This window comes from Pragia fontium DSM 5563 = ATCC 49100 (genome assembly GCF_900112475.1).
In the GTDB taxonomy this organism is placed as follows: Bacteria; Pseudomonadota; Gammaproteobacteria; order Enterobacterales; family Enterobacteriaceae; genus Pragia; species Pragia fontium.
Genome location: NZ_FOLW01000002.1, coordinates 509,453 through 522,394 on the forward strand (window position 1 = coordinate 509,453; position 12,942 = coordinate 522,394).

The window sequence follows — 12,942 nt, forward strand, 5'->3', positions numbered from 1 at the left end:
CCATTGGAGAGCCGTTCGATAACCGTGAGTCGAAAAATGGCACCAATCCATTGATTTTATTTAAAATTATTATTTTACACGTGATCTTTCGTGTGGGTCACCACTGTAACTAAGGACTTATCATGCCAGTTATTACTCTTCCTGATGGAAGTCAACGTCAATACAATCATGCTGTTTCCGTGATGGATATCGCTAGCGATATCGGCCCGGGTTTAGCAAAAGCCTGTATTGCCGGTCGTGTTGATGGTGTTCGTGTTGACGCCTGTGATTTAATTGAGAACGACGCTAAATTAGAAATCATTACCGCGAAAGATGAAGATGGCTTAGAGATTATTCGCCACTCTTGCGCTCATTTGTTAGGACATGCCATCAAACAACTATGGCCTGATACTAAAATGGCGATTGGTCCAACCATCGATAATGGTTTTTACTATGACGTTGATATCGACAGAACGTTAAATCAGGAAGATCTGGACCTGCTTGAACAGCGGATGATGGAACTGGTTAAGAAAGACTATAACGTCGTTAAGCAGCCGGTTAGCTGGCAGGAAGCTCGGGATACCTTTGAAGCCCGAGGTGAAATTTATAAATTACGTATTCTTGATGAAAACATTAGCCGTGATGCTCGCCCGGCGTTGTATCATCATGAAGAATATATCGATATGTGCCGTGGTCCACACGTGCCAAGTATGCGCTTCTGCCATCACTTTAAACTGCAAAAAGTGTCAGGTGCTTACTGGCGCGGCGACAGCAATAATAAGATGCTACAGCGCATTTACGGCACAGCTTGGGCAGATAAAAAGCAACTAAGCGCTTATTTGCTGCGCTTGGAAGAAGCGGCTAAACGCGACCACCGTCGAATCGGTAAACAGCTTGACCTGTATCATATGCAGGAAGAAGCACCGGGAATGGTATTCTGGCACAATGATGGCTGGACTATTTTCCGTGAGCTGGAAGCGTTTGTACGAATGAAGCTGCGGGAATACGATTATCAGGAAGTGAAAGGGCCATTTATGATGGACCGTGTGCTGTGGGAAAAAACCGGGCACTGGGAAAACTATAAAGAAGCCATGTTTACCACTTCTTCAGAGAACCGTGAGTATTGCATTAAGCCAATGAACTGCCCTGGTCACGTGCAGATTTTTAATCAGGGGCTAAAATCATACCGCGACCTGCCGTTAAGAATGGCTGAGTTTGGTAGCTGCCATCGTAATGAACCATCGGGTTCACTGCATGGTTTAATGCGCGTACGTGGTTTTACTCAGGATGATGCACATATCTTCTGTACTGAAGATCAGGTTCGGGCAGAAGTAACCAGCTGTATAAAGATGGTGTATGATCTATACAGTACTTTTGGTTTTGAAAATATTAGCGTTAAGTTATCAACTCGTCCTGAAAAGCGCATTGGTAGTGATGAAGTGTGGGACAGAGCCGAGCATGATTTGGCCGAAGCATTGACCGCAAACGGCCTTGAGTTTGATTATCAGCCGGGTGAAGGGGCTTTCTACGGTCCTAAAATTGAATTTACTTTGCATGATAGTTTGGATCGCGCATGGCAGTGTGGTACTGTGCAACTCGACTTTTCATTGCCAGAGCGTTTAAGCGCATCTTTCGTCGGTGAAGATAACGAGCGTCATGTACCGGTGATGATTCACCGTGCTATTTTAGGTTCATTAGAACGCTTTATCGGTATCTTGACTGAAGAGTGTGCAGGTTTCTTCCCGACATGGTTGGCACCGCAGCAGGTAGTGGTAATGAATATTACCGACGGTCAGGCCGATTATGTCAACGAATTAACAAAAAAACTGCAGGCTGCGGGCATTCGTGCTAAAGCAGACTTGAGAAATGAGAAAATAGGCTTTAAAATCCGTGAACATACTCTAAGACGTGTACCCTATATGTTAGTCTGCGGCGATAAAGAGGTCGAGGCTGGTAAAGTAGCCGTTCGTACCCGCCGTGGTAAAGACTTAGGTAGTCTTGACGTGAGTTACGTGATTGAAAAACTGCAACAAGAAATTCGCAGTCGTAGTCTAAATCAACTGGAGGAATAAGGTATTAAAGGCGGAAAAAGAGTTCAAACAGCGCGTCCTAATCGCATAAACAACGAGATTCGCGCCCGTGAAGTTCGTCTAACAGGCATCGATGGCGAGCAATTGGGTATTGTTAGTCTGAATGAAGCGCTGCAAAAAGCAGAAGAAGCTGGTATTGATCTGGTTGAGATCAGCCCAAATGCTGAGCCGCCAGTTTGCCGTGTGATGGATTACGGCAAATTCCTCTATGAAAAGAGCAAGGCTACGAAAGAGCAGAAGAAAAAACAAAAAGTTGTCCAGATCAAGGAAATTAAATTCCGACCTGGTACAGATGATGGCGACTATCAGGTAAAACTCCGCAGCCTGATTCGCTTTCTGGAAGAGGGTGATAAAGCTAAGATCACACTGCGTTTTCGCGGTCGTGAGATGGCTCACCAGCAGATCGGTATGGAAGTGCTTAACCGCGTCCGTGACGATCTGGTCGATTTGGCAGTGGTTGAATCCTTCCCAAGTAGGATTGAAGGCCGCCAGATGGTGATGGTGCTCGCCCCTAAGAAGAAACAGTAAGGCATACAAGTAGTAAACCCGAATGGTTTAGGCCGTTCGGGCTTTATTCGCCCAACTGGTTCGTTTTATTAACAATGCGAAGTGGATATATTTAAAATGCCAAAGATCAAAACTGTGCGTGGCGCAGCTAAGCGCTTTAAAAAAACTGCCTCTGGTGGTTTTAAGCGTAAGCATGCGAACCTACGTCATATTCTGACTAAAAAAGCAACTAAGCGTAAGCGTCATTTACGTCCGAAAGGTCTGGTCTCTAAAGGAGATTTAGGCTTGGTCGTGGCATGTCTGCCGTACGCATAACTTTTAACTCAGATATAAGTCGATAGGAGAGAGCATATGGCTCGCGTAAAACGTGGTGTAATTGCACGTGCACGTCACAAGAAAATAATGAAGCAAGCGAAAGGTTACTACGGTGCCCGTTCGCGCGTATATCGTGTTGCCTTCCAGGCAGTAATCAAAGCAGGACAATATGCTTACCGTGACCGTCGTCAACGTAAGCGTCAGTTCCGTCAGCTGTGGATTGCACGTATTAACGCTGCTGCACGCCAAAATGGCTTATCTTACAGCCGTTTCATCAATGGTCTGAAAAAGGCTTCTGTTGAAATCGACCGTAAGATTCTGGCTGATATCGCAGTATTCGACAAAGTGGCTTTTGCTGCTTTAGTTGAAAAAGCAAAATCAGTTCTGGCGTAAGTCAGATAAAAGAGGGAGTGAAAGCTCCCTCTTTTACTTTTTATTATTTTATTTAAACGCGTGAAATTAGAGAGAATTCATAGTATTGTCGGTAGCAATATTATTTATCCGCTTAATTTTAAAACCAATTTTAGTCAGTACAAGGTAACGCAAGTATGAATTCTGCTATTTTCCGTTTCTTCTTTTTCTTTAGCTCCTGAATCAGGAGGCTTGCGCGTAAGAGAAGAAACGAAAACTAGCGCCTAAAGCCTCCTAAAGGAGGCTTTTTTATTGCCTGAAGATTTCGTTAGTTAATATCGATCGTTTTATACATATAACCGGGTTTCATATCTGATATCGGAACTCCAGAGCCGGAAGAAGAGGAAAATAATGCCACATCTCGCTGAACTGGTTGCCAATGCAAAGGCCGCTATAGAAGAAGCCCATGATGTTGCCGCGTTAGATTTAGTTCGCGTGGAATATTTAGGCAAAAAAGGTCACCTGACGCTGCAAATGACATCGTTACGCGATGTCCCCGCTGAAGACCGTCCTGCCGCAGGACAAGTTATCAATCAGGCCAAACAACAGGTGCAGGATGCGCTAAATGCGCGTAAACACATGCTGGAATCAGCGGCGCTGAATGCCCGCTTGGCTGAAGAAACTATCGATGTCTCTCTACCGGGGCGTCGCATGGAAAACGGCGGGTTACATCCAGTTACGCGTACTATTGACCGTATTGCTGACTTCTTTGGTGAACTGGGCTTTGCGGTAGCGAATGGCCCGGAAATTGAAGATGATTATCATAACTTTGATGCCTTGAATATTCCTGGTCATCATCCGGCACGTGCCGATCACGATACCTTCTGGTTTGATGCTAAGCGTCTGCTGCGTACTCAGACATCTGGCGTGCAAATTCGCACCATGAATAATCAACAGCCACCAATCCGCATTATTGCGCCAGGGCGAGTTTATCGTAACGACTACGATCAAACTCACACCCCAATGTTCCATCAGATGGAAGGGCTGATTGTTGATAAAGATATTAGCTTCACTAACCTGAAGGGCACTATCCATGACTTCCTGCAAAACTTCTTTGAAGAAGACCTGCAGGTTCGCTTCCGTCCATCTTACTTCCCATTCACTGAGCCTTCCGCGGAAGTTGACGTCATGGGTAAGAATGGCAAATGGCTGGAAGTATTAGGTTGCGGTATGGTTCATCCAAACGTTTTACGTAGCGTAGGAATCGATCCGGAAATCTATTCTGGCTTTGCTTTTGGTATGGGAATGGAACGTTTAACCATGCTGCGTTACGGCGTCACTGATTTACGCGCCTTCTTTGAAAACGATCTTCGTTTCCTGAAACAATTTAAATAATAGCGGGAGCCAAAACATGAAATTCAGTGAATCCTGGTTGCGTGAATGGGTAAACCCTGCAATTAGTCGTGACCAACTGTCAGAACAAATTACCATGGCCGGTTTAGAGGTCGATGGTGTTGAGCCAGTAGCCGGTGAGTTTACTGGCGTAGTGATTGGCCGAGTGGTGGAATGTGGTCAGCACCCAAATGCGGATAAATTACGCGTTACTAAGGTCGATGTCGGTGCCGATAAACTGCTGGATATCGTCTGTGGTGCACCAAACTGTCGTAAAGGTTTGACCGTCGCCTGCGCCACCGTTGGTGCGGTATTACCCGGCGATTTTAAAATTAAGGCGGCTAAATTACGTGGTGAGCCATCGGAAGGTATGCTGTGCTCTTTTTCTGAGCTTGGTATCAGCGATGATCATGACGGTATTATTGAGTTACCAGAAGATGCGCCAATTGGTCAGGATGTACGTGAATATCTTAAACTCAACGACGCAACTATCGAAATTAGCATTACGCCAAATCGCGCTGACTGTCTGGGCATTATCGGTATTGCCCGTGATGTTGCGGTAATCAATGCGCTGCCGTTGAATCAGCCAGATATGTCTCCAGTGGCACCGACGATTGAGGATGTTATTTCGATCAAGGTTGAGGCTCTGGATGCTTGCCCACGCTATTTAGGTCGTGTGGTGAAAGGTATCAACGTTAAAGCCGCTACGCCGCTATGGATGAAAGAGAAACTGCGCCGTTGCGGTATTCGTTCTATCGATCCGGTGGTTGATGTCACCAACTATGTGTTGTTGGAGCTGGGCCACCCGATGCATGCTTTCGATCTGGATCGCATTGATAACGGCATCGTGGTTCGTATGGCGAAAGCCAATGAAGAATTGGTCCTGCTGGATGGCAATAGCGTTAAGCTGAATGACGATATCGTGGTGATTGCCGATGGTCAAAAAGCGCTGGCAATGGGCGGTATTTTTGGTGGTGAACACTCTGGTGTGAATCAAGAAACCAAAGATGTCTTCCTGGAAAGCGCCTATTTCAATCCATTGGCGATTGCCGGCCGTGCACGCCGTTTTGGTTTGCATACGGATGCTTCCCATCGTTATGAGCGTGGTGTTGATCCTGCGCTTCAGGAGCGCGCACTAGAACGTGCAACGCGCTTGCTGCTGGATATTTGCGGTGGTCAAGCGGGACCGGTTATTGATGCGACTAATCAGGATAAGCTACCAAAACCAGCCACTATCCAATTACGCCGCGATAAACTGGATCGATTAATCGGCCATGTGATTTCTGATGAGCAAGTTAGCGATATTCTGACTCGTTTAGGCTGTGACGTTACTTTTAACGGCGATAGCTGGACTGCAATAGCACCAAGTTGGCGTTTCGATATGCAGATCGAAGAAGATCTGATTGAAGAGGTTGCTCGCGTATACGGCTATAACAGTATCCCGAATGTACCATTACGCGCTGATTTAGTCATGACCTCACATCGTGAAGCTGAGCTGTCGTTACGCCGCGTGAAGACGTTGTTGGTCGATCGTGGCTATCAGGAAGCGATTACCTATAGTTTTGTTGATCCAAAAATCCAAAACTTCCTGCATCCTCAACAGGAAGCGTTAATTCTGCCGAGTCCTATTTCCGTTGAGATGTCAGCAATGCGCCTCTCGTTATGGACCGGATTACTGACATCGGTGGTCTACAATCAGAACCGTCAACAGGGACGTGTGCGCCTGTTTGAAAGCGGATTACGTTTTGTTCCTGATGAAAAAGCAGAATTAGGCGTCAGACAGGAATTAATGTTAGCCGGGGTGATTGCAGGAAATCGATATGAAGAACACTGGAACCTTGCGCGGGAAGCAGTTGACTTCTATGATTTAAAAGGCGATCTTGAGGCGGTATTAGAATTAACGGGTAAATTGTCTGAGATTGAATTTAGAGTCGAAGCAAACCCAGCACTGCATCCGGGACAAAGCGCCGCCATTTATTTAGATGGTGAACGCATTGGTTACATCGGTGTAGTGCATCCTGAGCTGGAGCGTAAGCTCGATCTCAATGGTCGTACAGTGGTGTTCGAGCTGTTATGGGATAAAGTCTCAAACCGCCGTGTGCCGCTGGCTACAGAGGTTTCCCGCTTCCCGGCGAACCGTCGTGACATCGCAATTGTAGTGGCTGAAAGCGTACCTGCTGCCAATGTATTAGAATTATGCAAAAAAGTTGGCGTAAATCAGATGGTTGGCGTAAACTTATTTGACGTATACCGTGGTAAGGGCGTAGCAGAGGGTTACAAGAGTCTAGCCATCAGTCTTACGCTGCAAGATACCACGCGTACGTTAGAAGAAGAGGAAATTGCCGCTACGGTTGCAGAATGCGTAGAGGCATTGAAACAGCGATTCCAAGCATCCTTGAGAGATTGAACCTATGGCGCTTACTAAAGCTGAAATGTCTGAACACTTATGCGAGAAACTTAACTTAAGCAAACGAGATGCTAAAGACCTCGTAGAATTATTCTTTGAGGAAGTTCGCAAAGCTTTGGAAAATGGTGAACAAGTCAAACTTTCCGGATTCGGTAATTTTGACCTGCGTGATAAGAGTCAACGTCCGGGTCGTAACCCGAAAACAGGCGAAGACATCCCAATCACTGCACGCCGGGTAGTGACTTTCCGTCCGGGGCAGAAGTTGAAGAGCCGGGTTGAAAACGCCACACCTAAAGAGTAAAGAGATCAGACCTAAAAAGGCCGCGCATGCGGCCTTTTTCTTTTCATTAAATCAATGAGTTACGTTTATAATCAGACAGTTATAGTAATACTAAACCCCCACAAAACCCTCTAAACCCCTCCTTATGGGTCATTATGTGGACATTAAATTATTAACTGGATTGAATTTAACGGCATCAATTAAATAGTCTGGCGCCAGGTGGGCATATATCATTGTTTGAGTTATTTTAGAGTGGCCGAGTATCTTTTGTAGCGCCAGAATATTGCCCCCGTTCATCATAAAGTGGGACGCAAATGTATGGCGCAAGACGTGAATTGCTTGGCCTTTGGGTAGGTGAGGAATAGTTTCCTTTAATACATTGCGAATCTCTTTATAATCAACATCATCAAATATCATTGGCCGATCGCTTTTGAGTTCGTTGTATATCTCAGGGGAAACGGGAACCGTTCTAGCTAAGCTGTTTTTAGTTTTAACAAAGGTTGCCTTGCAATTAATAATATTATGCTGCTTAAGGTATTTGGCTTCACCCCACCGGCCGCCAGTAGATAGTAGGAACCGTACAACCTTTAAGTTTTCCCCGGTTAGTTTTGATAAAAACTCTCTGATCTCATTCATTGTTAAAAATATCATTTCTGGCTTTTTAACCCTGGGCGCTTTAATGTCTCTTATCGGGTTTTTATCTTGATAGTGACCAGATTCAATTAAAACAGAGAAAACACTACTTAATAAAAAGTGCTCTTTGCTTAATGTTGCTTCGCTGATCCCTTTTGCAGAACGTGCGGCTCGATACTCGGTTAACAGTGTATTGTTAATTTGATTGGCGGTAGGGTGGTTCATTGCGCGATCCATTTTCTTTAGCTTTAATAAACAGCTTCGGCTGGATTTTAATTTATTACCGTAGTATTGAAACCAAAGATCGATTAATTCAGATAGTCGACGCCGATCGGCGGGCTTCTCTATCCAATCTTTATTATTATAATTTGCAATAAGCCACCGCTCATACTGCTGGGCTTCGCCTTTCTTGTCGAATTTCTTTCTAAATCGTTTGCCATAACGGCCTTGGGGACGTACATCAACTTCCCACCCGCCGCTATCAAGTGGTTTCACAGACATTTATTATTACTCCATATTGAACGATATGAACAGATACCGCCTTTTCCCCAATTGTTATATATTTTACTGATTGTTAACCAGCCGCGCGGGGTGGTTGGGGGTTGGACATTAAGGCGTGCCCATCAGGGGAGAGAGCCGGAGAAATTTGGCCAATTTCTGGACTAATTTCCCCGGTCATTAACCACAATGTAAATTTTTTGAATTTAGAGTGTTGCGTTATTTGAGTCAGTGTTTTGGCCGACACTTCAACGCTTTGGTTATCTTCATAATTACTAATAGTATTAGGATCTATGCCAGTAATATTACTAAGTTCACACACTGTTATTTCCTCCAACTCTCTCAATTCCTTTAATTTTAATCCGATGTATATCATTGATATTTATCCGTTTATTTTATGCTCACGGATAAATATTAACTTTTTATAGCTCGCTGTTATATGAAGATAGTCAACTTATACTTGATAAAATAGAATTGCTTTATCTTAAGCGTTGTTTTTTATCATAAAAAAACGATACATAATGACCATTAATATCAATTTAAAAGAGTGACTACTAAGAGGCGTTTTGCTTTTTTTGCATATAAGTTGCTTCTGGCGATATCTGCCCAACTTCTGGACTAGATTCACCGGTCATTAGCCATAATGTATATTTTTTAAATCGTTCGTTTTGTGTGATTTTTAATAAAGTATCGCTTCCTATACTTGAGATCCGCCCTGTCTCATAGCGCTTTATACTTCCTGCGGGTATCCCTGTTAAATCTGCGAATTCTTCCCTGGTAAGAGATTCATGCTCTCTAAGCAATCTCATTTTTATTCCGATATCGGTTGACATGGTATTGATTAGTACCCTATAGTTGCGTTCGAAGGGTACTAATTAATACCCCTTGAAACCCCGTGAAAACTCTAGATCTTTTAGGATACATCATGAGCAGAGCAGGAAAAAGCCAAATCAGCACAGGTTTTATTAATCCGCAGTATGCGTTAGTAATGGCTGAGCCAGAATTACCCCTTGAGGAGTTCGCTCGGCGCCAGGGGCGTACCTTAAAAAGTGTCCAGCAAGATGCCGATAAAGGTTTGTTGCCATTGGTCAACACCGGCAAGCGCACCCGCACCGTTAACATGGTCGCGTTATTTATGCGTGCTCTGGAAGATGCACAGTCGTTTTTGGCTCACCGCGTTTAATCGTTACCTTACCGGAGATTGTGGAATGTCTAGCCCTTCATTATCGAGCATGTTAACGCATAAAATATTTGTTAGTGGTCATCACCATAACCGCGGTTGGCTCGAAACCCCGGACGGCCGTCACGTTCAACCAAGCGCCAGCAAAGTTAAGTTTATTTCTGATCTAGATAAACCTTGGATCGCGGGTATTAAACCTGCGCGTCGTTGGTGGGCTAAGTTAATGGGTATCTTCGCATGAGGGCGCCAGTGGATATCCTTTGCGCACTCATGGCTGCTTATCTTGTATCAATGATTTTTGTGGCCTTGATAGCGGTTTTGATTTTTCTGTAGTGGTGCAGATATGCTTAATTTATTACCAGCCAGGCCAATACCATTAACCACCGATGAAATAGATCGAGGTTTAAAGGCTACAACTGATATTAGACGCAGCCACTTTAGCAAGCGGAACCCGGTCAAAGATTTATATAATCAACTTAACCAACGTGAAAAAAAGGCACTTTGTTTATTAGCCCGTTTATCAGAGCGGCATGTCAAGATGAAATATGAGGATATGAGCGAACAGGAAAGGGAACAGTTAATAGAGGGCATGATCATTATGCGCACATTAACCGAACATTTTCCGCCGCGCTTATTACATTCTTATAAAGTGTTTGAAAATAAGTAGTTCTATTTAAATTCATTAATAAATTTTCCTATGGCTTAACAGTCAGGGGATCGTTTTATCCAAAATAAGGAGTGTTACCCATGCTTAGAGAAATAGTTCGTAATAATATTGTAAGATTTCTTGATAAAAATTATAAGCAAGGTTGCGTTGTTAGGGTTTTCGCTGCCCCAGTCTTGGGGAGTTTGAAAAATACTGTAGTTAAAGTTCAGGTTTTACATAAATCATTTTCCGATTCTGGTTGTAAGAATTTAGATGTACAAGAATTTTCAAATTACCATAGATCGATTAATTCATTTATTTGTTTATGTAAAAAAATAGTTTCTGATTATATTGCATCAACCGACCAATCCGTATCATTCATTGGCTGGGACCCTGCTTCAAATTATAAAAAAATGGTAAAGCCAACACCTGAGCCAGAAAGTAATTTATTAACTGCTGCCGATCCATATTTTGAATTATTAAAAAAGGCTACTAGTGAAGGCAGGAATAATCAATTAATCCTTTCATCTGTTCAAATTGAATTATTAGCCGCTCAGGCGGGAGATAATCATTTTACTAAGGATGATCTTATTTCTGCTTTGGAAAAACTCGCCGCTGATTATTCAGGCCAGGCGAATGAATCACGTGAAGTAAATATTTAATTAAGGAGTATTGAGGATGTCACAAGTTAAATTAAAACCGTTTGATCTGGAAGCCGCTAAACGTGGGGAGCCAGTTATTCAGCGCAATGGATTGCCAGCCACCATTATTTTTTTTGATTCAAAGATTGAGGTGTTAGGTTCGCCTTATCCTATTATTGCCTTAATTACTAGCAATGATGGTCTTGAGGAAATTGGTAGCTTTAATTTAAAAGGATTATATCTCGCACTTGGGCCCACGAATTATGATTTATTTATGGCTCCAAAGAAACGCGCCGGTTATTTAAATATATATCCAGTTAATCACCCGCTCTCTGACGTCTGGCGGCGCTTTGCTTTTTATGAAACCAAAGCGGACGCGGATACCGCCGCCGATCCCCATAGAATAAATTGCATTCCTGTCGAGTGGGAAGAATAGCCGGTGATGTTATTTATTATCACAGCCGCATTTATATGCGGCTTTATTGCTGGCGCTGTAGGTTTAATTTTCTTTGATTCATATGTGACAAAGAATTTAATTAAATAATAAGGGGAATTATGAAAACGGTAACTTATACATGTGACTGCTGTAGTAAGTCTGCACGCGATGAAATGGGAGTTATTAAATTTATTGCTAGGGATACGCACGGCTATGGTATTGCATGTTTAGGAGTTGGACATTTATGTAAAGAATGTGAAAGTAATTTAAAAAATGAAATCCTTAATTCATTTAAGGAGCTAGAACTTAAATACAGTGCCGCATCAATTGAGCCAGGGGTTTAATTATGCCTCGCCCACCACGCCCGGCACCACTACGCACAATTAAATGCTCAAATTGTGAAAAAGAAATTTTATCCAGTGCTTCTTATGGTTGCTCATTCGTTATTACTAGAGCCAATCAGGAAGTATTGAGAAATCAGTTTAATGGCGTTTGTTTGAATTGTTTAAAACTCAATCTCAGGGGGAATCATGACTAATCGCTCGTGTTTAAAATGGCCAGGTGGTAAAGGCTCTATTATTAACGAAATTAAAAAGCACTTACCGGAAGGCAAGCGCCTGATCGAGCCGTTTGTTGGCGCCGGTAATGTTTTTATTAATACGGATTATCCCGAATATATTTTAAATGATATCAACGGCGATCTGATGGGGTTTTATGAAACGCTGAAACAGCCACCCAGCCAGCCGGATTTTATCAATTATTTTGAGGATTCGTTTGTTGATGCAAATGAAGAAAATATGTATTACCACCGGCGTAATAGATTTAACGATCCACTTTACGCAAGCCATAAATCAGAGCTTTTTCTTTATCTTAACCGACACTGTTATAACGGCATGTGTCGCTATAATCGTAAGGGTGAATTTAACGCACCGTTTGGTAAATACAAGAGCGTCTATTTCCCCCGCCGTGAACTAGGATTGTTTTCCGAGAAGCTGCAAAAAGCCACTTTATTATGCGGTGACTTCGAGCGCGTCATTGATCTGGCTGGCCTGGACGACGTAATTTATTGTGATCCGCCGTATATTCCTGTTTCTGGAACGTCAGATTTTACCGCTTATCATACCGCTGGCTTTTCATTGGAAGATCACGATCGCTTAACTCTCGCCTTGATTCGAGCCGTTAGCCGCGGCGCTCGTGTGCTTATATCCAATAGCAACGCGTGCATGTCCCATTTTTTATATGAGCCATTCGCGGAAATAGTGACGATAGAAACCCGCCGCTCTATTGGTGCTAAGGCCAGCAGCCGTCAGCCCATCAAGGAAATTCTCGCCGTTTCAAAGCCTCATTTTGTCCAGTGGGCACGCCAGCCAGGCAAGCAAGCCTTATTTAATGAATTGTTTTTGCAAAAGCCCTTGCCGGGATCTGTTCCTACGTGGGGGTCAGTCTTATGAGTGATTTGGATCAATTGTCAGAAAGCTATTGTGCTCAGTTTCTCGGCATTAAAGCCAATTTGATGAAATGCAGCCGGTTTCGCCGTATGTCATTTTCCTGCCAGGGGGTTGAAAGAAATGGTAAGCCGCTAAAAAA

18 protein-coding genes and 1 other annotated feature are annotated in these 12,942 nt (G+C 43.5%); of the genes, 15 read left to right on the forward strand and 3 right to left on the reverse strand.

The window, feature by feature from the left end; all coding sequences use genetic code 11:
- The first annotated feature begins 122 nt into the window (after positions 1-122).
- The 8 genes from thrS to ihfA all read left to right on the forward strand — a co-directional run bounded on the left by thrS (position 123) and on the right by ihfA (position 7,342).
- Complete coding sequence (gene thrS / locus BMZ28_RS05465; RefSeq protein WP_074821332.1) at positions 123-2,051, forward strand: threonine--tRNA ligase; 1,929 nt, start codon at positions 123-125, stop codon at positions 2,049-2,051.
- A gap of 3 nt (positions 2,052-2,054) precedes the next feature.
- Positions 2,055-2,597, forward strand: a complete 543-nt coding sequence (gene infC / locus BMZ28_RS05470; RefSeq protein ID WP_071845455.1) for a translation initiation factor IF-3 — start codon at positions 2,055-2,057, stop codon at positions 2,595-2,597.
- Positions 2,598-2,693: 96 nt separating this feature from the next.
- Positions 2,694-2,891 (forward strand): 50S ribosomal protein L35, encoded by a 198-nt coding sequence (gene rpmI / locus BMZ28_RS05475; RefSeq protein ID WP_029095034.1) that lies wholly within the window; start codon positions 2,694-2,696, stop codon positions 2,889-2,891.
- A 36-nt stretch (positions 2,892-2,927) separates the two neighbouring features.
- On the forward strand, positions 2,928-3,284 hold the full coding sequence (rplT, locus tag BMZ28_RS05480) for a 50S ribosomal protein L20 (RefSeq protein WP_027273088.1): 357 nt from the start codon (positions 2,928-2,930) through the stop codon (positions 3,282-3,284).
- 150 nt (positions 3,285-3,434) lie between these two features.
- Positions 3,435-3,556 (forward strand) — a sequence feature (Phe leader region).
- Positions 3,440-3,484 carry a pheST operon leader peptide PheM gene (gene pheM, locus BMZ28_RS17715; RefSeq protein WP_373876065.1) on the forward strand — a complete coding sequence of 15 codons (45 nt, stop codon included), beginning with the start codon at positions 3,440-3,442 and terminating at the stop codon, positions 3,482-3,484. (Overlaps the previous feature by 45 nt.)
- A gap of 97 nt (positions 3,557-3,653) precedes the next feature.
- Complete coding sequence (gene pheS, locus BMZ28_RS05485) at positions 3,654-4,637, forward strand: phenylalanine--tRNA ligase subunit alpha (protein ID WP_047780831.1); 984 nt, start codon at positions 3,654-3,656, stop codon at positions 4,635-4,637.
- A 16-nt stretch (positions 4,638-4,653) separates the two neighbouring features.
- On the forward strand, positions 4,654-7,041 hold the full coding sequence (gene pheT / locus BMZ28_RS05490; RefSeq protein ID WP_074821336.1) for a phenylalanine--tRNA ligase subunit beta: 2,388 nt from the start codon (positions 4,654-4,656) through the stop codon (positions 7,039-7,041).
- Positions 7,042-7,045: 4 nt separating this feature from the next.
- The gene (gene ihfA, locus BMZ28_RS05495) at positions 7,046-7,342 is read left to right on the forward strand and encodes an integration host factor subunit alpha (protein ID WP_029095030.1); all 297 of its coding nucleotides are present in this window, start codon (positions 7,046-7,048) and stop codon (positions 7,340-7,342) included.
- A gap of 132 nt (positions 7,343-7,474) precedes the next feature.
- Here the strand turns inward: ihfA and BMZ28_RS05500 are convergent, their stop codons facing one another.
- From BMZ28_RS05500 to BMZ28_RS05510, 3 genes are all read right to left on the reverse strand, one after another.
- Positions 7,475-8,455 (reverse strand): phage integrase, encoded by a 981-nt coding sequence (locus tag BMZ28_RS05500; RefSeq protein ID WP_074821339.1) that lies wholly within the window; start codon positions 8,453-8,455, stop codon positions 7,475-7,477.
- A gap of 73 nt (positions 8,456-8,528) precedes the next feature.
- Complete coding sequence (locus BMZ28_RS05505) at positions 8,529-8,828, reverse strand: helix-turn-helix domain-containing protein (protein WP_083399638.1); 300 nt, start codon at positions 8,826-8,828, stop codon at positions 8,529-8,531.
- 178 nt (positions 8,829-9,006) lie between these two features.
- The gene (locus BMZ28_RS05510) at positions 9,007-9,285 is read right to left on the reverse strand and encodes a helix-turn-helix domain-containing protein (RefSeq protein ID WP_074821342.1); all 279 of its coding nucleotides are present in this window, start codon (positions 9,283-9,285) and stop codon (positions 9,007-9,009) included.
- Positions 9,286-9,377: 92 nt separating this feature from the next.
- Here BMZ28_RS05510 and BMZ28_RS05515 point away from each other — a divergent pair, with 92 nt between their 5' ends.
- From BMZ28_RS05515 to BMZ28_RS05545, 7 genes are all read left to right on the forward strand, one after another.
- The gene (locus BMZ28_RS05515; protein ID WP_074821345.1) at positions 9,378-9,635 is read left to right on the forward strand and encodes a hypothetical protein; all 258 of its coding nucleotides are present in this window, start codon (positions 9,378-9,380) and stop codon (positions 9,633-9,635) included.
- A gap of 25 nt (positions 9,636-9,660) precedes the next feature.
- Positions 9,661-9,873 carry a phage filamentation protein Fil family protein gene (locus tag BMZ28_RS05520; protein ID WP_074821348.1) on the forward strand — a complete coding sequence of 71 codons (213 nt, stop codon included), beginning with the start codon at positions 9,661-9,663 and terminating at the stop codon, positions 9,871-9,873.
- Between the two features lie 102 nt (positions 9,874-9,975).
- Positions 9,976-10,299, forward strand: coding sequence for a phage replication protein B (repB, locus tag BMZ28_RS05525; protein ID WP_074821350.1), 324 nt, complete (start codon positions 9,976-9,978; stop codon positions 10,297-10,299).
- An 80-nt stretch (positions 10,300-10,379) separates the two neighbouring features.
- The gene (locus tag BMZ28_RS05530) at positions 10,380-10,940 is read left to right on the forward strand and encodes a hypothetical protein (RefSeq protein WP_074821353.1); all 561 of its coding nucleotides are present in this window, start codon (positions 10,380-10,382) and stop codon (positions 10,938-10,940) included.
- Positions 10,941-10,956: 16 nt separating this feature from the next.
- Positions 10,957-11,355 carry a hypothetical protein gene (locus BMZ28_RS05535; protein ID WP_074821356.1) on the forward strand — a complete coding sequence of 133 codons (399 nt, stop codon included), beginning with the start codon at positions 10,957-10,959 and terminating at the stop codon, positions 11,353-11,355.
- A gap of 119 nt (positions 11,356-11,474) precedes the next feature.
- Positions 11,475-11,699: a hypothetical protein gene (locus BMZ28_RS05540; RefSeq protein WP_074821360.1), complete on the forward strand. Its 225-nt coding sequence runs from the start codon at positions 11,475-11,477 to the stop codon at positions 11,697-11,699.
- Between the two features lie 186 nt (positions 11,700-11,885).
- Complete coding sequence (locus BMZ28_RS05545) at positions 11,886-12,806, forward strand: Dam family site-specific DNA-(adenine-N6)-methyltransferase (RefSeq protein WP_074821362.1); 921 nt, start codon at positions 11,886-11,888, stop codon at positions 12,804-12,806.
- Positions 12,807-12,942 lie beyond the last annotated feature (136 nt).

What these genes read in the sequence shown, in the direction of transcription:
- rpmI (WP_029095034.1), top strand. Translation starts at nt 2,694, where the DNA reads ATGCCAAAGATCAAAACTGTGCGTGGCGCAGCTAAGCGCTTTAAAAAA.
- thrS (WP_074821332.1), top strand. Translation starts at nt 123, where the DNA reads ATGCCAGTTATTACTCTTCCTGATGGAAGTCAACGTCAATACAATCAT.
- BMZ28_RS05545 (WP_074821362.1), top strand. Translation starts at nt 11,886, where the DNA reads ATGACTAATCGCTCGTGTTTAAAATGGCCAGGTGGTAAAGGCTCTATT.
- repB (WP_074821350.1), top strand. Translation starts at nt 9,976, where the DNA reads ATGCTTAATTTATTACCAGCCAGGCCAATACCATTAACCACCGATGAA.
- BMZ28_RS05520 (WP_074821348.1), top strand. Translation starts at nt 9,661, where the DNA reads ATGTCTAGCCCTTCATTATCGAGCATGTTAACGCATAAAATATTTGTT.
- BMZ28_RS05505 (WP_083399638.1), bottom strand. Translation starts at nt 8,828, where the DNA reads ATGATATACATCGGATTAAAATTAAAGGAATTGAGAGAGTTGGAGGAA.
- BMZ28_RS05515 (WP_074821345.1), top strand. Translation starts at nt 9,378, where the DNA reads ATGAGCAGAGCAGGAAAAAGCCAAATCAGCACAGGTTTTATTAATCCG.
- BMZ28_RS05510 (WP_074821342.1), bottom strand. Translation starts at nt 9,285, where the DNA reads ATGTCAACCGATATCGGAATAAAAATGAGATTGCTTAGAGAGCATGAA.
- pheT (WP_074821336.1), top strand. Translation starts at nt 4,654, where the DNA reads ATGAAATTCAGTGAATCCTGGTTGCGTGAATGGGTAAACCCTGCAATT.
- ihfA (WP_029095030.1), top strand. Translation starts at nt 7,046, where the DNA reads ATGGCGCTTACTAAAGCTGAAATGTCTGAACACTTATGCGAGAAACTT.
- rplT (WP_027273088.1), top strand. Translation starts at nt 2,928, where the DNA reads ATGGCTCGCGTAAAACGTGGTGTAATTGCACGTGCACGTCACAAGAAA.
- pheS (WP_047780831.1), top strand. Translation starts at nt 3,654, where the DNA reads ATGCCACATCTCGCTGAACTGGTTGCCAATGCAAAGGCCGCTATAGAA.
- BMZ28_RS05500 (WP_074821339.1), bottom strand. Translation starts at nt 8,455, where the DNA reads ATGTCTGTGAAACCACTTGATAGCGGCGGGTGGGAAGTTGATGTACGT.
- BMZ28_RS05530 (WP_074821353.1), top strand. Translation starts at nt 10,380, where the DNA reads ATGCTTAGAGAAATAGTTCGTAATAATATTGTAAGATTTCTTGATAAA.
- BMZ28_RS05540 (WP_074821360.1), top strand. Translation starts at nt 11,475, where the DNA reads ATGAAAACGGTAACTTATACATGTGACTGCTGTAGTAAGTCTGCACGC.
- BMZ28_RS05535 (WP_074821356.1), top strand. Translation starts at nt 10,957, where the DNA reads ATGTCACAAGTTAAATTAAAACCGTTTGATCTGGAAGCCGCTAAACGT.